The organism is Duganella violaceipulchra (genome assembly GCF_019166075.1).
GTDB lineage: Bacteria > Pseudomonadota > Gammaproteobacteria > Burkholderiales > Burkholderiaceae_D > Rugamonas > Rugamonas violaceipulchra.
The window spans coordinates 37,599-54,927 of record NZ_JAHTGR010000020.1 but is presented as its reverse complement, the minus strand read 5'-3'; the positions used below and the strand labels follow the sequence as shown (position 1 = coordinate 54,927).

Genomic DNA, 17,329 nt, shown 5'->3' with positions numbered 1-17,329 from the left:
CTGTGCATCACGCACCAAGGAGGGAATAAAAATGAACCAGCGTATCCGCAATTGCGCAGCAGCCGCCGGCCTGCTGTTCACCGCCATGACGGCCAGTGCCGCCAACTACACGGCCATGCTCACCGGACCGAAGGAAGCACCGCCCAACAGTTCTACGGGCATGGGCGCGGCCTTCGTCAAGTTCGACGCCGCCAGCCACGTTCTCGAAGTGGACGTCGCCTTCGGCGGCCTGCTCGGCACCACCACCGCCGCGCACATCCACTGCTGCACCGACACGCCGAACACCGGCACCGCCGGCATCGCCACGGAAACACCCACCTTCGGCGGCTTCCCGCTGGGCGTGACCAGCGGCGCCTATTCCAACACCTACAACACCTCGCTGGCGGCCAGCTGGAACCCGGCCTTCCTCAGCAGCCACGGCGGCACCACGGCCGGCGCCGAATCGGCCTTCGCCGCCGGCCTGGCCAGCGGCGCAGCCTATCTCAACATCCACAGCAGCCTCTACCCTACCGGCGAGATACGCGGCTTCCTGACAGGCGCGGCCCCGCCGGTGCCCGAACCGGCCAGTTTCGCCATGCTGGGCCTGGGCGTGCCTGCCATGCTTCTGGTGGCGCGGCGCCGCCGCAAAGCCTAGCTAACGCGTCGCGCCAACCAGCGGCAGCTCGATATAGCTGTCGTGGTAGACGCGCTGGGTCGCCTTCCTGTAGTCGGACGGCTGGGCGTAGAAGATATTCGGCACAAAGGTCTGCGGATTGCGGTCATACAGCGGGAACCAGCTGGACTGCACCTGCACCATGATGCGGTGGCCCGGCAGGAACACATGGTTGGTGGTCGGCATGGCGAAGGTGTAGGGCAAGGCCGTGTTGGCCGCGATCGGCCTGGCCGTCTCCAGGCTCTCGCGGTAGCGGCCACGGAAGATATCGGCCGACACCATCAGCTGGTAGCCGCCCATCTCCGGCTGTGCCGCCACCTGGTCCGGATAGACGTCGATCAGCTTGACGACCCAGTCCGCGTCGCTGCCGCTGGTCGAGGCCAGCAGGTGCGCCACCGGCTCGCCGCTGATCTTCACCGGCGCCGTCAGCACGTCGCTCGTGTAGCTCAGCACATCGGTGCGGCCGGACGCCTCGCGCTGGTCGTCCACCAGCCAGCGCGGCCAGGTCTGCCCCTTGGCCTCGTCATAGCCATACGGCGCGATCGGCCGCGCGCGGAACGGCACCGGCTTGCCCGGATCGGACACATATTCATCGAACGCGCCGCGCTGCGCCGGCGCCGAGGCCGGCCGCGACGCCTCGTTGCTCAGGCTCAAGCGGGCATTGGCCGCCAGCCTCAGCGTGGCCGGCGCGATCGCGCAGCCGCTGACGCAGCCGCTCGGCCAGCTGTTGAGCGAACGCCATTTATTGGTCCCGGTCTCGAACGCCGACACCGGCGCGATCTGCGCCGCCGGCGCATCGTCCTTCAGATAGTGGTCCAGGAAGGGCCGCAAGATCTCTTGCCGGAAGTGCAGCGCAGTATCGCTGTTGAAGCGCAGCGCGCCCAGACGGCTGCCGTCGCCGATGCCGCCGCCGTGGTTCCACGGCCCCAGCACCAGGAACACCTTGTTGTCCTTGTCCTGCGGCTTGATCGCCTTGTACACCGCGATGGCGCCATAGATATCCTCGGCATCCCACAGGCTGTGCACCAGCAGGGTCGGCACCGTGACCGGCTGGCGCGCCAGGATCTGGTCCATCGCCTGCGCGCTCCAGAACGCGTCATAGGCCGGATGGGCGACCATCTTGCGCCAGAAGCCGCTCTGCTCCACCCCGCGCTGGCGCGCCAGCTCGCCCGCCGAGCCGGCGCGGAGAAAGGTGTCGTAATCGTCGAAATGGCTGCTGTACCACTTGGCCTCGTTGCGCCGCGTGACCACCTGCTCCAGCACATACGACAGGTTGATCTGCCGGAACGCGCCGTTGTGGAACCAGTCGTCGCCGCGCCAGCCATCCACCATCGGGTTCATCGGCACCGACGCCTTCAGCGCCGGATGCGGATTGACCAGCGCCATCAGCGGCAAAAAGCCGTCGTAGGAAATGCCGATGATGCCGACCTTGCCATTGGTCTCGGGAATATTCTTGACCAGCCACTCGATGGTGTCCCAGGTGTCGGTGGAGTGGTCGACCGGCGTCGGATTGAGCGCGCTGCCGCTCAGCGGCCGGTTCATCACATAATCGCCCTCGGAGCCGTACTTGCCGCGCACATCCTGCACCACGCGGATATAGCCGCCCTCGACGATGACGTCGGCCGCGTTGTCATAGCCCTGCAGGATGGATTCCATCTGCGAGCTCTCGTTGTGGCTGGTCAGCTCGACCGCGTTGTAGGGCGTGCGCGTCAGCAGGATGGGCGCGTTGCGCGCCTTGCGCGGCACGATGATCACGGTGTTGAGCTTGACGCCGTCGCGCATCGGCGCCATCACGCTGCGTTTGACGTAGTCGAGCCCGTCGACCGGCGCCTTGAATTCGTCCGGCGTCTCGCTGGGCAAGGCGGGATAAAGGGGCGCGGCCGCCACGCCCGGCGTCGATGCCGGCAGCTGGGCCAGAACGGCGGGAGCGGATACGACAAGGGCGCCAGTCAGCGCCCAAAGGATCTTTTTCATGTATATCCCGGGAGTGTGCCAGTGAAACCTAAAAATAGCACAACTCCCGGAACCGGCCTTATTTGCTGGCGCCGTTCAGCAGCATTTCATTCAGACGCTTGACGAAGGTGGCCGGATCGCTCAGCGAACCGCCTTCGGCCAGCAAGGCCTGGTCGAACAGGATGTTGGCCCAGTCGCTGAAGGAACTACCAGCTTCCTCGTACTTCAGGCGCGTCACCAGCGGGTGGTTCGGGTTGATCTCCAGGATAGGCTTGGACTCCGGCGCGCTCTGGCCGGCGGCCTTGAGCATGCGCAGCAGGTTGCCCGACAGCTCATGCTCGTCCGCCACCAGGCAGGCCGGCGAATCGGTCAGGCGGAACGTCACGCGCACGTCCTTGGCCTTGTCCGACAAGGCTTCCTTCATCTTGCCGACCAAATCCTTGTACGAGGTCTCGGTCTCCTCGTGTTCCTTCTTCTCGGCCTCGTCTTCCAGCGCGCCCAGATCCAGGCCGCCCTTGGCCACCGACACCAGCTCCTTGCCTTCGAACTCGGTCAGGAAGGACAGCATCCACTCGTCCACGCGGTCGGTCAGCAGCAGCACTTCCACGCCCTTCTTGCGGAAGATCTCCAGGTGCGGCGAGTTTTTCGCGGCGACGTAGTTATCGGCCGTGACGTAGTAGATCTTGTCCTGGCCTTCCTTCTGGCGCGCCACGTACTGCTCCAGCGAGACGCTCTGCTCGTCGTTCTCGTTGGCGGTCGAGGCGAAGCGCAGCAGCTTGGCCAGACGGTCCTTGTTGGTCGCGTCCTCGCCGATGCCCTCTTTCAGCACCTGGCCGAATTCCTTCCAGAAGGTGACGTACTTGTCCTTCTTCTCCTGCTCATCGGCGTTCGCCAGTTCCTCCAGCATGCCGATCACGCGCTTGGTCGAGCCGTCGCGGATCACCTTCACATCGCGCGACTCCTGCAGGATCTCGCGCGACACGTTCAGCGGCAGGTCGGCCGAATCGATCACGCCCTTGACCATGCGCAGGTAGGCCGGCATCAGCTGCTCGGCGTCGTCCATGATGAACACGCGCTTGACGTACAGCTTGATGCCGCCGCGCTTGTTACGGTCCCACAGGTCGAACGGCGCCTTGGCCGGGATGTACAGCAGCTGCGTGTATTCGCTGCGGCCTTCGACGCGGTTGTGCGTATGCGTCAGCGGCGCCTGGAAGTCGTGCGACACGTGCTTGTAGAATTCCTCGTACTGCTCCGGCGTGATGTCCGACTTGTTGCGGGCCCACAGCGCGCTGGCCTGGTTGATGGTCTCCAGTTCGTCCTTGACGACGGTTTCCTTCTTCTCCTCGTCCCACTCTTCCTTCGCCATCACGATCGGCAGCGAGATATGGTCGGAATACTTGCGGATGATGGACTTGATCTTCCACGACGACAGCAGCTCGTCCTCGCCTTCGCGCAGGTGCAGGATGATGTCGGTGCCGCGGCCGGTCTTCTCGATCTGCTCGACCGAGTAATCGCCCTCGCCGGCCGATTCCCAGCGCACGCCTTCGGCGGCGTCCGCGCCGGCGCGGCGGGTTTCAACGGTGATCTTGTCGGCGACGATGAAGCCCGAATAGAAGCCCACGCCGAACTGGCCGATCAGGGCAGCGTCCTGCTGCTGGTCGCCCGACAGCTTGCCGAAGAACTCCTTGGTGCCCGACTTGGCGATGGTGCCCAGGTGCGAGATCGCCTCGTCCCGGCTCATGCCGATGCCGTTGTCGGAAATGGTGATGGTGCGCGCGGCCTTGTCGAACGAGACCTTGATCTTCAGTTCATGGTCGTTGCCGTACAGGGCGTCGTTGTTGATCGCCTCGAAGCGCAGCTTGTCGGACGCGTCGGACGCGTTCGAGATCAGCTCGCGCAGGAAAATCTCCTTGTTCGAGTACAGCGAGTGGATCATCAGCTGCAGCAGCTGTTTCACTTCGGCCTGGAAACCCAGGGTTTGCTTGTCGTTGTCTGCCATTTTAAGAGCCTCAATAGTCTTGTGGTGAATGTGATTAAAAACGCAAAGGTTTGACGAAAGTGGGGATTATAAGAGGGATTTCAAGAGCGGCCCAATTCTCTTTCGAGGAAGCGCCACACCGCCGGCTCCTGCATCGCCGCCACATTGAGCCGCATGCGGGTCGACGGCAGCTGCTTGGGCGAGAACAGACTGCCCGGCGCCAGCAACAGGTTGTGCGCCATCGCCCTCTCGGTCAGCACATTGGTGTCGCAGCCGGCATCGGCCCACACGAACATCCCGGCCGGCGACGCCACATCCACCGTCAGCCCCACCCGCTCCATCTGGCGGATGGTCTTGGCGCGGATCGCGTCCAGCCGCGCGCGCACCCGGTCCGTGTGCTTGCGGAACAATCCCTCCGACAGCACCTTGTACACCACCCGCTCGCCGATATCGCTGGTGGTGAGCATGGTCAGCATCTTGCGGTCGGCCAGGCGCTCGGCCCGTTCCGGCGACGCCGCGATATAGCCCACCCGCAGATTGGCCGCCATCGTCTTCGAAAAGCCGCCCAGGTAGATCACCCTTTGCAGCTGGTCCAGCGCCGCCAGCCGCGTGGCCGGCTGCACCGCGCTGCCCGGATGCAGGTCGCAATAGATATCGTCCTCGACGATCAGAAAATCGTGCTCCTCCGCCAGCCGCAGCACCTGGAAGGCCTTGGCCGCCGACAGCGAGGTCGAACTGGGGTTGTGCAGCACCGAGTTGATGATGTACAGCTTGGGCTTGTGCAGCGCCGCCAGCTCCGCCAGCTGCGCGATGTCCGGGCCGTCGGCCAGGCGCGGGATGCCCACCACCTTGGCGCCCAGCGCGGCGAAGGAGCCGAACATCAGGAACCAGGCCGGATCGTCGACGAAGATGGTGTCGCCCGGCCGCGTGAACTCGCGCGCCACCAGGTCCAGCGCCTGCGTCACGCCGGCCGTGGTGACGATCTGCTCCGGCGCGGCGGCGATCTCCAGCTCGGCGAACTTCAGCTGCAGCTGCTGGCGCAGCGGCAGGAAGCCCTGCGGCACGCCGTAGCTCACCAGCAGGTTGGGGTGCTGCCGGCTGACCGAGCGCAGCGCGTTGGCGATGGCCGCGCCGTCCTGCCAGTCGGGCGGCAGCACGCCGGTGCCCGGCATCTGCGCGTGCGGCATCTGCCGGAACATGTTCCGCACCAGCCAGACCACGTCGATCGGCTTGGCGCCGGGGTGTTCGCGCTCGCCCTCGGCCGCGCGGCGCCGCGCGCCAGGCCGGCGCTGCGCCAGGTTCAGCTCCATCGCCGCCGGCTCCCGCACGAAGAAGCCGGCGCCCCGGCGCGACTCCAGGTAGCCCGAGGCCACCAGCTTGTCGTACGACGCCACCACCGTGAACGCCGACACCGCGTGCGCCGCCGCGAACGCGCGGATCGACGGCATGCGCGCGCCGCCGCGCAGCAGGCGGTCGTCGATGCGCGCCGTCACCGAGCGCACGATCTGGTCGATCAGCGTCTCACCCGACTCGCGCGACAGCAGCCCCACCATCGCCCCTGTCTTCGCAGCCTTCGATGGCGCGACCGCCACCGACGTCACGGCCGGTCCCGGCGCTGCAGCCGCCTTGGCTGCCGAACGCGCCTCGGCCGCCGCCAGCGCCTCGGCCACCGCCTCCGCCGCGGCCGACGCGGCGGCGCCCAAAAGTGAAGTGCGCGAGCGTGTATTGGTCATATTACCGTCACAGTATGAGAAATTATGTGCACAAGTGTACTGGCACTGTACTGGTTTTGTCACGTAGCATACATCCATACCGCCTATAACCATATTGATAACGCCACGGAGACCCGCATGACCCACAGCGCCCCGCCGCCCGCCGCCGCCATCATCCCCACCCGTCCGGGGCTGAGCGACGAAACCACCGGCATGTTGCTCGGCCTGATCGCGGTCGCCATCTTCAGCCTGACCCTGCCGTTCACCCGGCTGGCGGTCGGCGGCGGCGAGGCAGGCAACGGCCTGGCGAGCGCCAGCCATGGCGCCGGCCTCAGCGCAGGCTTATCCCCCACCTTCGTCGCCCTCGGCCGCGCGCTGGTGGCCGCCGTGCTGGCCGGCGGCTGGCTGGCCTGGAAGCGCGCGCCGCTGCCGCCGCGTTCCGCCCTGCTGCCGCTGGCGCTGGTGGCCATCGGCTGCATCATCGGCTTCCCCTGGCTGACTTCGATCGCCATGCGCAGCCTGCCGGCCGCCCACGGCGCCGTGCTGGTCGGCATCCTGCCGCTGGCCACCGCCGTCTTCGGCGCCCTGCTGGCCGGCGAAAAACCGTCGGCCGGCTTCTGGATCATGGCCAGCGTCGGCTCGGCGCTGGTGGTCGGCTTCGCGCTGGGCCAGAGCGGCGGCAGCCTGCACCTGGCCGACCTGGCCATCTTCCTGGCCGTGCTGCTGGCCGCCATGGGCTACGCCGCCGGCGGCCGCCTGTCGCAAACCCTGGGCGGCCAGCAGACCATCTGCTGGGCGCTGGTGCTGTCCGCGCCGGCGCTGCTGCCGCTGGTGGCCTGGCTGTGCTGGCGGGAGGGCCCGCAGCTGGCCGCCGCCGGCGCCGCCGCCTGGACCGGCTTCGCCTACGTCTCGGTGTTCTCGATGTTCATCGGCTTCTTCTTCTGGTACCGCGGCATGGCGCTGGGCGGCGTGGCCCGGGTCGGCCAGGTGCAGCTGGTCCAGCCCTTCCTGTCGCTGCTCGGCGCGGCCGTGGTGTTGGGCGAGGCGCTCGAATGGCCCACTGTCGTTTTTGCAATCGCCGTCATCGCCGTGGTGGGTGCCGGCCGCAAAATGCAGGTGAAACGGGGCTAAAACCGTAGACTATCTTGATTTCGCCGCGATTGTGGGCAGCCCCTGCCGCTGACGTACAATATCGGTCTTGAACCCGAATTTCCCACTTACTCTTTGGATAAGCACATGTCTGTCTACGAAAAACTGAAAGCGCTCGAGATCACCCTGGCCGCCCCCGCCACCCCGGCCGCCGCCTACGTCATGTACGCCCAAACCGGCAACCTGGTGTTCCTGTCGGGTCATATCGCCAAGCGCGCCGACGGTAGCCTGTGGGTCGGCCAGTTGGGCAAGAACATCGACACCGCCGAAGGCAAGGCCGCCGCGCGCGCCATCGCCGTCGACCTGATGGGCACGCTGCAAGCGGCCGTCGGCGGCGACCTGACCCGCGTCAAGCGCATCGTCAAGGTCATGAGCCTGGTGAACTCCACGGCCGACTACACCGAACAGCACCTGGTCACCAACGGCGCCTCCGAGCTGCTGGGCGAAGTCTTCGGCGAAGCCGGCAAGCACGCCCGCTCGGCCTTTGGTGTCGCCCAAATCCCGCTTGGCGCCTGCGTCGAAATCGAACTGATCGCGGAAGTCGCGTAAGCGGGCGGCTCCTTATCCGGAGTCGTTCCTTTTATAAGAGCACGCCATAAGCGAGCTTGTTGAATAGCCGGCAGCGCCGGCATCCTCTAGTGAGACATGTATGAAAATCGAAAACCCCAATCCGATCCAGTGGCGCTTCTCCGAACGCGCCGACCAGCTGCAATCGTCCTTCATCCGCGAGATCCTGAAGATCACCCAGCAGCCGGAGATCATCTCCTTCGCCGGCGGCCTGCCGTCGCCGCTGACCTTCCCGATCGACGAAATGAAAGCCGCCTTCGACAAGGTGCTGAGCGAAAACGGCAAGGTCGCCCTGCAATACGGCCCGACCGACGGCTACCTGCCGCTGCGCCAGTGGATCGCCGATTCGCTGTCGACCAACGGCGCGAAAATCGTGCCGGAACAGGTCTTGATGACCTCCGGCTCCCAGCAAGCGCTGGACCTGCTGGGCAAAGTGCTGATCGACGAGGGCAGCCGGGTGCTGGTCGAGACGCCGTCCTACCTGGGCGCGCTGCAGGCGTTCTCGGTCTACCGTCCTGAATTCAAATCGGTCGCCACCGATGAACACGGCCTGGTGCCGTCGTCGCTGGACGCCGTCGCCCAGGGCGCGCGCCTGCTGTACGCGCTGCCGAACTTCCAGAACCCGACCGGCCGCACCCTGTCCGTCGAGCGCCGCCTGGAGCTGGTGGAAACCTGCGCCCGCCTCGGCCTGCCGCTGATCGAGGACGATCCGTATGGCGCCCTGAGCTACAAGGGCGACCCGCTGCCGAAGATGGTGGCGATGAACCCGGACGGCGTGATCTACATGGGCTCCTTCTCCAAGGTGCTGACCCCCGGCATCCGCCTGGGCTACGTGGTCGCCCCGCTGCCGCTGGTGCGCCGCCTGGAGCTGGCCAAGCAGGCCGCCGACCTGCACACCTCGCAGCTGACCCAGATGGTCGTGCACGAAGTGATCAAGGACGGCTTCCTGGGCCGCCACATCCCGAAAATCCGCACCCTGTACGGCGACCAATGCCAGGTCATGCTGGACGCCATGGCCCAGCACTTCCCGGCCGGCGTCGAGTGGACCAAGCCGGAAGGCGGCATGTTCATCTGGGTCACCCTGCCTAAGCACATCGACGCCATGAAGCTGCTCGACGAAGCGATCGCCCAGAAGGTCGCCTTCGTGCCCGGTTCGCCGTTCTACGCCAACGAGCCGGAAACCAACACGCTGCGCCTGTCCTTCGTCACCGTGGCGCCGGACCGCATCCGCACCGGCATCGAGATCCTGGGCAAGCTGATCGCCGCCAAGATCTAAGACATCGCACCGCCGTGGGCGGCGCTCGCCGCCCACATCCCCGCCGGCTTTATCACCAAAAGTAACGAAAACCGGGCAAAGTAGTAACATCCCATCAACAATCAGCAAGCCAGTCCCCTGCTGGTGTGGCATCGCCGTCACTTCCGAAGAAATCCTCAAATCGCCAGGGATTTTTTTTCACCCGGAGCCGAGCTGAAGCGTTATGATTTGAACGGATAGTCACTTTCAGATCAGGCCAGCCTTTGTTCACCCCAGTTCCCCATCCCATCCTTGCCACGCGGCGCGATGCCGCGATACTCATAGTGGACGACGCGCCGGAGAACCTGAGCGCGCTGCGCAAGCTCATGGTCCAGCAGGGCTACCAGACCTTCGTCGCCACCTCCGGCGAGCGGGCGCTGAAGATCGCCCGCCGGGTCCATCCCGACCTGATCCTGCTCGACGTCGTGATGCCCGGCATGGACGGCTTCGAGACCTGCCGCCAGCTGAAAAGCCACGCCGCCACCCAGCGCATCCCGGTGATCTTCATGAGCGCGCGCACCGAGACCGAGGACGTGGTGGCCGGCTTCGACATCGGCGCGGTCGACTACATCAGCAAGCCGCTGCGCATGGCCGAGGTGTGCGCCCGCGTGCGCACCCAGCTGCAGATCCGCAGCAAGAGCGAGACCCAGGAAGAACAGGCCGAGCGCCTGCGCACCATCGTCGAGAACATGGCCGAGGGCCTGCTGATCATCGAGGCCGACGGCCGCATCCAGTACACCAACCCGGCCTGCGACCAGTACCTGGGCTACCAGGAGAACGAACTGGCCGGGCGCGCCATCGGCGACCTGCTCAATCCCCTGGTGGCGCAGGAATACCTGGACTACTTCGACCGCTACGCCGCCGCGCCGGAAACCGCGCACAGCCACGGCACGCGCGAGGTGATCATCCGCCACCGCAACGGCAGCTCGGTGTGCATGGACCTGACCTTGACGCCGATGTACCTGCGCCAGCCGCTGTTCATCGGCCTGCTGCACGACATCACCCACCACAAGCAGTCGGAAGACGCGCTGCAGCGCGCCGCCATGGTCGATCCGCTGACCAAGATCGCCAACCGCCGCCACTTCGACACCTTCCTCGAAAAGGAATGGCAGCGCGCCATGCGCAGCGGCCAGCCCTTGTCGCTGGTGGTGCTGGACGTCGACCACTTCAAGCTGTACAACGACACCCTGGGCCACCCGGCCGGCGACGCCTGCCTGCAGCAGGTGGCGCAGGCGATCGCCTCGCACGCGCTGCGCCCGACCGACCTGGCGGCGCGCTATGGCGGCGAGGAATTCGTGCTGCTGTTCGCCGAAACCGACGGCGACTCGGCCCACCTGCTGGCCGAATCGATCCGCGCCCACGTCGAATCGCTGCAGATTCCGCATCCGCGTTCGACCACCTCGGCCTGGCTGACGGTGAGCATCGGCGTGGCCACCATCGTCCCGCACCAGCTCGACAACACCGAATCGCTGTTCGTCGCCGCCGACCGCGCCATGTACGTCGCCAAGGAAGGCGGCCGCAACCAGGTGCAAGCGACCCAGACCGGCAGCGCCGCGATGGAGGCGGTCAAGGCGCTGGTGATGCGCTGATCCGGCCATGGCCGCGCAGGGCCCCGAGCCCGAGCGGCACGCTGGCCGCCAGCGCCAGCAGCGAAAACAGGATCACGCCCCAGCCGCCCATGCCCTGGAACAGCGCCCCGGCGCCGACCGTGCCCAGCGCCACCGCGGCAAACGTCACCACCACCGATTGCGACAGCAGCGTGCCGTTGCGGTCGCGCGCCGAGATAAAACTGTTCAGCACCGCCATCACGGTATAAAAGGCGGCGTTCAGCGCCAGCTGGGCGATGAAGAAGGCCGCCGCGCCGTGCGCGGTGAAGAAGCCGGCCACCGACACCGACATCACCACCAGCGCCGCCATCACCGTCAGCCCGCGCCGCGCCGCCAGCGCCGGTATCGCCGGCACCACCGCGCCGAAGAAGCCCAGCAGCGACGACAGCGACAACAGCATCCCCGTCGTCGGCAGGGACAGGCCGATGCGCTCCCCCTGCAAGGCCGACACCGCCCACACGCCCGCCTGCACGCTGTAGACGCCGACGAACACGCCCCACGCCAGCCAGATCTCCGCCCGGCCGCGCCGCCGGCCCGCATACACCTCCGGCTGCGGCAGCAACTGCGGCATCAGCACCGGCACGCGCACCGCCCCCACCGCCAGCACCGCCGCCAGCAGCGCCAGGCCGTACCAGATCCCGCTGCTGTCGGCCACGCCGGGCAGCAGCGACAGCAGCGTGAACACCCCCGCCACGGCCAGGCCGGAAAGCAGCAGCACCACGCCCCACAGCCGCTCCGCGTCGCGATGGCAGGCCAGGCAGATGCCGACCATGACGATCATCTGCGCCTCGCAGAACCCGGCCGCGAAGCGTGCCGCCGCGAACGCCGGCGCCGACACGATCAGTGCCGACAACACCTGGCTCCACACCAGCAGCACCAGCGCGCCGGCGGTGAGCCGGGACGGCCAGCGCCGGGCCAGCGCCGGCAGCACGATGCAGCCGGCCAGCATGCCCAGCATCTCCGCCCCGGCCAGCATGGTGGCCTGGCCCTCATCCAGCCGCAGGCGCGCCATCGCGTTGGTCACCAGCAGCGGCATCATGGTGGTGCCGCCTATGCCCAGCGCCCAGCAGCAGGCCAGGATCAAGGTGGGACGGGCTGGTCGCGCGGGCTGCGCTGGCGTGATGGTCATCTGTTCTCCGAGGTATGCGGCGACTCTGCGCGCCGTCACCCAGCATACGACGGCGCCGCGCCGACACAGGTCCAAAACGGCCAGAAAGCGACACTCAAACGGCCATTTCCGCGCCGGCCGCCCCATGCGCGCAAATCCGGACTATGCTGGCTACATCTTCAAAAGGAGCACCCGTGACGGCGAAATCCCACCACCCCGATGCCGATGCCGACGTACCGCCCCATGTGATCCGCCAGGTGCTGCAACTGGTGGCCAGCCGGGGCCACTCGCCCGAACGCCTGTGCAAGGGACTGGGCTTCACGCCCGAGAATCTATGCGACGCCAACTTCCGCGTCTCCTATCGCCAGACCAGCCAACTGGTCAGGCGCGCCATGCAGCGCTGGGGCGACCCGGCCATCGGCATCGCCACCGGCGCCCGCCAGACCGTGGTCTGTTTCGGTCTGCCGGGCCTGGGCATGCTGACCTGCGCCACGCTGGGCGAAGCGTTCCACTACCTGATCCGGCACCAGCGCGCGGCCGGCGCCTTCACCGTCAATGAACTCGGCATCCTCGACGAACACCACTTCGTCGCCGAGGTCACGACCCGCTTCCACGATCCGGAGATGGAGCCGTTCTTCATCGAGGAGATTTTCGTCAGCAGCGTCGAAGTCTCGCGCGCGCTGGTCGGCTCGCACTTCCGCCCGGCGCGGCTGGAGCTGCGCTATCCGCGCCCCGCCTACGCCAGCGCCTACAACGAGTACTTCCGCTGTCCGGTGGTGTTCAACGCCCCGTTGAACCGCCTGATCTGCGACATGGCCTGGTTCCACTGCCCGCTGCCGACCCACGACCGCTACATGCAGGCCACCCTGCAAGCGCAGATCGACCAGCTGCTGGCCGTCGACCAGCCGCGCAACGATTTAGTGGAATCGATCATGAACCTGCTGCGGGCCTCGGTCGACGAGGCGCCCGGCCTGGCCGCGATCGGCGCGGCGCTCAATCTCAGCGAGCGCACGCTGCGCCGCCGTCTGTCGGACCTGAACACGTCCTATCAACGCCTGGTCGACCAGGTACGCTACGAATGCGCGCTCGACCTGCTCAAGCGCAGCGACATGCCGCTGGTGGAAATCGCCATGGCCACCGGCTTCACCGATGCGCGCAACTTCCGCCGAGCGTTCAAGCGCTGGTCCGGCATGCTGCCGAACCAGGTGCGGCAAGGCGCCGTCGCGCCGCGCCTGAACGCCTGGGCCTAGTCCCTCGTCAGGACAGCTCCCACTTCCCTTCCCGCGACACCGCCAGCCCGCGCTTGCGCAACGACTCCAGGTAGCGCGCATGGCCGCGCACTCCCTTTTTGCGGAACAGCGGTATCAATCGCGGCAGAAAATTCGGCGCCAGCATCGCCAGCCGCACCGACCATGACTCGCTCCAGCGCGGATAGCGCTCCAGGCAGGGCCGGTCCAGCATCAGCATCACCTGGCGCGCCACATCTACCGGCTGCTGCGGCGTATCCATGAACTGCAAGGTGTTGCCGCCTTCGACCGCCTCGCGCATCAGCATCGGCGTCTCCGTGGCCGAGGGCAGCACGTTGCCGACATGGACACCGTGCCGCTCGCGGTCCATGCCCAGGCACAGCATGGCGCCGCGCAGGCCGAACTTGGTGGCCGAATAGACTCCGGTCTCCGGCAGCGGGAAAATGCCGCCCAGGGACACGGTGTTGATCACGCGGCCGTCGCCGCTGCGCTGCAAGGCCGCGAAGGCCAGCCGCGTCAGCACGATCGGCGACAACAGGTTGATGTTCAGCTCCGCCAGGATGTTATCGACCGGCCTATCCTCGAAATGCCCGGTGCCGGTGATGGCGGCGTTGTTGACCAGGATGTCGAGCCGGCCGTAGCGCGCCTGCACGAAGGCCAGCAGGGTGGCCAGCTTGTCGAAATCGGTCAGGTCGACCGCCACGCCCACCGCCGCCGGCCCCAGCTCGGCGGTGGCGCGGTCCAGCGCATCCTGGTTATGGTCGGCCAGCACGCAGACGATGCCGCGCTCGATGAAGCCGCGGCAGATCTCGCGGCCGATGCCGCCGGCGCCGCCGGTGATGAGGGCGATCCGGCCGCCCTGCGATGTTGTAGCCATGTGCATTCCTCTCAGGTGTTGATGCCGCCGGCCGCGCCCAGCTGCATCCAGATGGTCTTGGTCTCGGTGTACTGGTCGTGCGCCATCAGCGACTTTTCGCGTCCGCCGAAGCCGGACTCCTTGTAGCCGCCGAACGGAACGCCGGTGTCTCCCTCGGAGAAGCAGTTGACCGACACGGTGCCGGCCCGTATCGCCCGCGCCACGCCATGCGCCGCATCCAGGTTGCTGGTGTAGACCGAGGACGCCAGGCCGTAGTTGGTGTCGTTGGCCATCGCCACGCCCTCCGCCAGCGTGTCGAAGCCCAGCACCGACAGCACCGGTCCGAAGATCTCCTCACGGGCGATGTTCATCCCCGGTTGCACCTTGTCGAAGATGGTCGGCTCGACAAAGCTGCCGCCGGACTCGCGCCGCACCTGCGCGCCGCCATGCACCAGCGCCGCGCCCTGCGCCTTGCCGCCGTCGATGTAGGCCAGCACGCGTTGCATGTGGCCAGGTTCGATCAACGCCCCCACCCGCGTGGCCGGATCGAGCGGATCGCCTACCCGCCATTCGTCGAACGCGCCCTTGACCAGCTCCAGCAATTCGTCCTTGCGCGACCGGTGCACGATCAGGCGCGAACCGGCGCTACAGTTTTCACCCTGGCAGAACAGCGCCCCGGTGGCCACCTGCTGCGCCACGCGCGGCAGGTCGGCGGCGTCGGCCAGCACCAGCGCCGGGCTCTTGCCGCCGCATTCGAGCACCACCCGCTTCAGGTTCGACTCGGCCGAGTACTTGAGGAACAAGCGCCCCACCTCGCCCGACCCGGTAAAGCTGATGCAGTCGATGTCGCGGTGCCGGCCCATCGCCTGCCCCACCGTCTCGCCGTAGCCCGGCACGATATTCAGCACGCCCTCCGGCAGGCCCGCCTCCAGCGCCAGGCGGCCCAGCATCAACGCCGTCAACGAGGTCTGCTCGGCCGGCTTGATCACCATCGAATTGCCGCTGGCGAGCGCCGGGCCGATCTTCCAGCCGGCCAGGTAGAGCGGAAAATTCCACGGCAGGACCGCGCCCACCACGCCGATCGGCTCGCGCACGATCATCGCCACCACATCGGGCGCGGTCGGCGCCATCTGGTCGTACAGCTTGTCGGCAGCCTCGGCGTGCCAGCGCAGGCTCTCGATCATGTCCGGCAGGTCGGCCCCCAGCGCATCGCGTATCGGCTTGCCGGAATCGAGGCTCTCCATCAACGCCAGCGTCTCCAGGTTGGTCTCGACCAGGTCGGCCAACCGCAGCAGCACCTTCTTGCGGTGCTTGGGCGGGGCCCCCGACCAGTGGCCGCGCTCGAAGGCCTGGCGCGCCGAGCTGACCGCGTCGTCCACTTCGACCGCGCCGCAGCGGGCGATGCCGGCCAGCCGCCGCCCGGTGGCGGGATTGATGGAGTCGAACTCCTCGGCCGAAACGGCGTTGACGAAGCGGCCGCCGATCAGCGCGCGGGTTTCAAAATCCAGCTGCGTCGCTTGCTGCTGGTAGTACTGCACTGTCTTTTCCACTGACTTGTCCACGGTATTCCTCTCAAGCCGCCGCGCGCAGCGCCGGCGATGGTTGCGCTGTCGCCTTGACGCGCAAATGGTCGTAATAGGTTTCGCTCAGTTCCGGCCAGCCCATCTTCTTGCGCAGCTGCTTCAGGTAGGACTTGAGCGCATGCGCCTCCAGATACACCTCGTGCCGCTGCGACTTGACGAATTTCAGGCCACCCGACAGGTCCGGATCATCCTCGGCGATCAAGGCGTCGAAGCGGCTGGCGCCGCCGGGGTTGTCCAGCTGGTCGCGCAGATAGGCGGCGATCATGAAGGCCTCCGTGTCGAACAGCTTGTAGGCGCTGGAATTGGTTTCGACATAACCGATACCGAACAGGTTGCGGTGGTCGCGGCTGAACATCGACAGGTAGAGCTGTGGCCTGCCGCCGCGCCACTCGAAATACTCGGCCGCGTATTTGCAGCTCCACTTGTAGCCGGTGGCGTAGATCACCAGGTCCAGCTGCTCGCGGCTGCCGTCCTTGAAGACCACGTCGTCGCCGTCGTAGTAGGCGATGTCCGGCTTGACGGCGATATTGCCGTGCTGGAGATTGTGCAGCAGCTGTGAGTTGAGCAGCGGATGGCTCTCGAACAGGCGGTGGTCCGGCTTGGGCAGGCCGAAGCGGGTCAGGTCGCCGGTGAACATCTTCAGCAGCAGCCCCATGACCGGGCGCGCGATCCACATCGGCAGGTGCGGCCCGCTCTCGCTCACCTGGTCGGCCGGCAGGCCAAACAAATGCTTGGGAATGAAGTGGTAGCCGCGCCGCAGGCTGATGAAGGCCCGCTTGGCGCGCGCCGCCGCGTCGCAGCCGATGTCGGCGCCCGAGTTGCCGGCGCCGACGATCATCACCCGCTTGCCGGCGAATTCGTCGCTGCTCTTGTAGGTGACGGAATGGCGGATCTCGCCGTTGAACTGGCCCTTGAGCTCCGGCATATTGGGATCCCAGTTGCAGCCGGTGGCGCAGATGACGGCGCGATATCGCCGCCTGCTGCCATCGCCCAGCGTTACCAGCCAGGTGCCGCCGTCTTCCTTGTGCACGTCACGCACCGGCGTGTTGAAGCGGATCGCGCCGCGCAGGCCGAAGGCGTCGGCATAGCTGCGCACATAGCTCAGTATCTGCTGGTTGGTCGGGTAGTCGGGGAAGGACTTCGGCATCGGGAAGCCGATGAAACCCGACAAGTCGCGTGACGAAATGAAGTGGGCCGATTCGTAGATCGGGCTGCCGGGATTGCTCATGTCCCAGATCCCGCCCACATCCGAATGGCGCTCGAACTGCTCGTAAGCCAGCTTCATGCCCTTCAACGCCCGCGCCGCCGACAGGCCGCCTGGCCCCGCGCCCACCACGCACACCGCGTTGCCGCAATCGATAATTTTATCCGTCTGTTGGTCCGCCATGTTCACTCTCCCGTTTTATGAAATTACAGGATTCATTGTGCAAACAAAGGCCGCCATGCACGGGGGCCAAAAGGACAGGCAGGGAGCAATTCCGGCCAAGGCTGCCCCACGGGCGGCCCTGCAACACCGGGGCCGGCTTGGCCACGCGGGCATCCCCGGCTGTCCGATCCCGCCCCCCTCACCGTCCGGCGCGCGTCTACAGTCCATTCACAACGCAGCAAAAAAAACACATCCAT

13 protein-coding genes are annotated in these 17,329 nt (G+C 66.6%); 6 read left to right on the top strand and 7 right to left on the bottom strand.

Annotation, left to right across the window (positions count from 1 at the left end; translation table 11 throughout):
- Nucleotides 1-31: 31 nt before the first annotated feature.
- Nucleotides 32-634, top strand: coding sequence for a CHRD domain-containing protein (locus KVP70_RS27950; protein WP_217945675.1), 603 nt, complete (start codon nucleotides 32-34; stop codon nucleotides 632-634).
- Here the strand turns inward: KVP70_RS27950 and KVP70_RS27945 are convergent, their stop codons facing one another.
- The 3 genes from KVP70_RS27945 to KVP70_RS27935 form a co-directional block, all read right to left on the bottom strand.
- Nucleotides 635-2,626: a CocE/NonD family hydrolase gene (locus tag KVP70_RS27945; protein ID WP_229225139.1), complete on the bottom strand. Its 1,992-nt coding sequence runs from the start codon at nucleotides 2,624-2,626 to the stop codon at nucleotides 635-637. It lies immediately after the preceding gene.
- Between the two features lie 58 nt (nucleotides 2,627-2,684).
- Entirely contained in the window at nucleotides 2,685-4,604 is a 1,920-nt protein-coding gene (gene htpG / locus KVP70_RS27940) for a molecular chaperone HtpG (protein WP_217945674.1), read from the bottom strand.
- An 80-nt stretch (nucleotides 4,605-4,684) separates the two neighbouring features.
- Nucleotides 4,685-6,136 carry an aminotransferase-like domain-containing protein gene (locus tag KVP70_RS27935; RefSeq protein WP_416053853.1) on the bottom strand — a complete coding sequence of 484 codons (1,452 nt, stop codon included), beginning with the start codon at nucleotides 6,134-6,136 and terminating at the stop codon, nucleotides 4,685-4,687.
- A 297-nt stretch (nucleotides 6,137-6,433) separates the two neighbouring features.
- On the opposite strand from KVP70_RS27935, the gene KVP70_RS27930 reads away from it, so the two are divergent.
- From KVP70_RS27930 to KVP70_RS27915, 4 genes are all read left to right on the top strand, one after another.
- On the top strand, nucleotides 6,434-7,426 hold the full coding sequence (locus KVP70_RS27930) for a DMT family transporter (RefSeq protein WP_229225138.1): 993 nt from the start codon (nucleotides 6,434-6,436) through the stop codon (nucleotides 7,424-7,426).
- Between the two features lie 105 nt (nucleotides 7,427-7,531).
- Nucleotides 7,532-7,993 carry a RidA family protein gene (locus KVP70_RS27925; protein WP_217945672.1) on the top strand — a complete coding sequence of 154 codons (462 nt, stop codon included), beginning with the start codon at nucleotides 7,532-7,534 and terminating at the stop codon, nucleotides 7,991-7,993.
- Between the two features lie 100 nt (nucleotides 7,994-8,093).
- On the top strand, nucleotides 8,094-9,287 hold the full coding sequence (locus KVP70_RS27920) for an aminotransferase-like domain-containing protein (RefSeq protein ID WP_020702267.1): 1,194 nt from the start codon (nucleotides 8,094-8,096) through the stop codon (nucleotides 9,285-9,287).
- A gap of 242 nt (nucleotides 9,288-9,529) precedes the next feature.
- Nucleotides 9,530-10,894, top strand: coding sequence for a diguanylate cyclase domain-containing protein (locus tag KVP70_RS27915; RefSeq protein WP_229225137.1), 1,365 nt, complete (start codon nucleotides 9,530-9,532; stop codon nucleotides 10,892-10,894).
- On the opposite strand, the gene KVP70_RS27910 is transcribed toward KVP70_RS27915, so the two are convergent.
- Nucleotides 10,872-12,041 (bottom strand): hypothetical protein, encoded by a 1,170-nt coding sequence (locus tag KVP70_RS27910; protein ID WP_217945671.1) that lies wholly within the window; start codon nucleotides 12,039-12,041, stop codon nucleotides 10,872-10,874. The two genes, KVP70_RS27915 and KVP70_RS27910, sit on opposite strands and share 23 nt — an antisense overlap.
- 173 nt (nucleotides 12,042-12,214) lie before the next feature.
- Here KVP70_RS27910 and KVP70_RS27905 point away from each other — a divergent pair, with 173 nt between their 5' ends.
- Nucleotides 12,215-13,270, top strand: a complete 1,056-nt coding sequence (locus KVP70_RS27905; RefSeq protein ID WP_217945670.1) for an AraC family transcriptional regulator — start codon at nucleotides 12,215-12,217, stop codon at nucleotides 13,268-13,270.
- 7 nt (nucleotides 13,271-13,277) lie between these two features.
- Here KVP70_RS27905 and KVP70_RS27900 read toward each other — a convergent pair whose 3' ends face one another.
- From KVP70_RS27900 to KVP70_RS27890, 3 genes are read right to left on the bottom strand one after another with little or no spacing between them, the layout of a single operon-like run.
- The gene (locus tag KVP70_RS27900; RefSeq protein ID WP_217945669.1) at nucleotides 13,278-14,144 is read right to left on the bottom strand and encodes an SDR family NAD(P)-dependent oxidoreductase; all 867 of its coding nucleotides are present in this window, start codon (nucleotides 14,142-14,144) and stop codon (nucleotides 13,278-13,280) included.
- 11 nt (nucleotides 14,145-14,155) lie between these two features.
- Entirely contained in the window at nucleotides 14,156-15,673 is a 1,518-nt protein-coding gene (locus KVP70_RS27895) for an aldehyde dehydrogenase (RefSeq protein ID WP_217945668.1), read from the bottom strand.
- Nucleotides 15,674-15,695: 22 nt separating this feature from the next.
- Nucleotides 15,696-17,093: a flavin-containing monooxygenase gene (locus KVP70_RS27890; RefSeq protein WP_217945667.1), complete on the bottom strand. Its 1,398-nt coding sequence runs from the start codon at nucleotides 17,091-17,093 to the stop codon at nucleotides 15,696-15,698.
- Nucleotides 17,094-17,329 lie beyond the last annotated feature (236 nt).

Excerpts from the sequence above, each read along its gene's own strand:
- KVP70_RS27950 (WP_217945675.1), top strand. The coding sequence starts at position 32 with ATGAACCAGCGTATCCGCAATTGCGCAGCAGCCGCCGGCCTGCTGTTC.
- KVP70_RS27945 (WP_229225139.1), bottom strand. The coding sequence starts at position 2,626 with ATGAAAAAGATCCTTTGGGCGCTGACTGGCGCCCTTGTCGTATCCGCT.
- htpG (WP_217945674.1), bottom strand. The coding sequence starts at position 4,604 with ATGGCAGACAACGACAAGCAAACCCTGGGTTTCCAGGCCGAAGTGAAA.
- KVP70_RS27935 (WP_416053853.1), bottom strand. The coding sequence starts at position 6,136 with ATGGTGGGGCTGCTGTCGCGCGAGTCGGGTGAGACGCTGATCGACCAG.
- KVP70_RS27930 (WP_229225138.1), top strand. The coding sequence starts at position 6,434 with ATGACCCACAGCGCCCCGCCGCCCGCCGCCGCCATCATCCCCACCCGT.
- KVP70_RS27925 (WP_217945672.1), top strand. The coding sequence starts at position 7,532 with ATGTCTGTCTACGAAAAACTGAAAGCGCTCGAGATCACCCTGGCCGCC.
- KVP70_RS27920 (WP_020702267.1), top strand. The coding sequence starts at position 8,094 with ATGAAAATCGAAAACCCCAATCCGATCCAGTGGCGCTTCTCCGAACGC.
- KVP70_RS27910 (WP_217945671.1), bottom strand. The coding sequence starts at position 12,041 with ATGACCATCACGCCAGCGCAGCCCGCGCGACCAGCCCGTCCCACCTTG.
- KVP70_RS27900 (WP_217945669.1), bottom strand. The coding sequence starts at position 14,144 with ATGGCTACAACATCGCAGGGCGGCCGGATCGCCCTCATCACCGGCGGC.
- KVP70_RS27890 (WP_217945667.1), bottom strand. The coding sequence starts at position 17,093 with ATGGCGGACCAACAGACGGATAAAATTATCGATTGCGGCAACGCGGTG.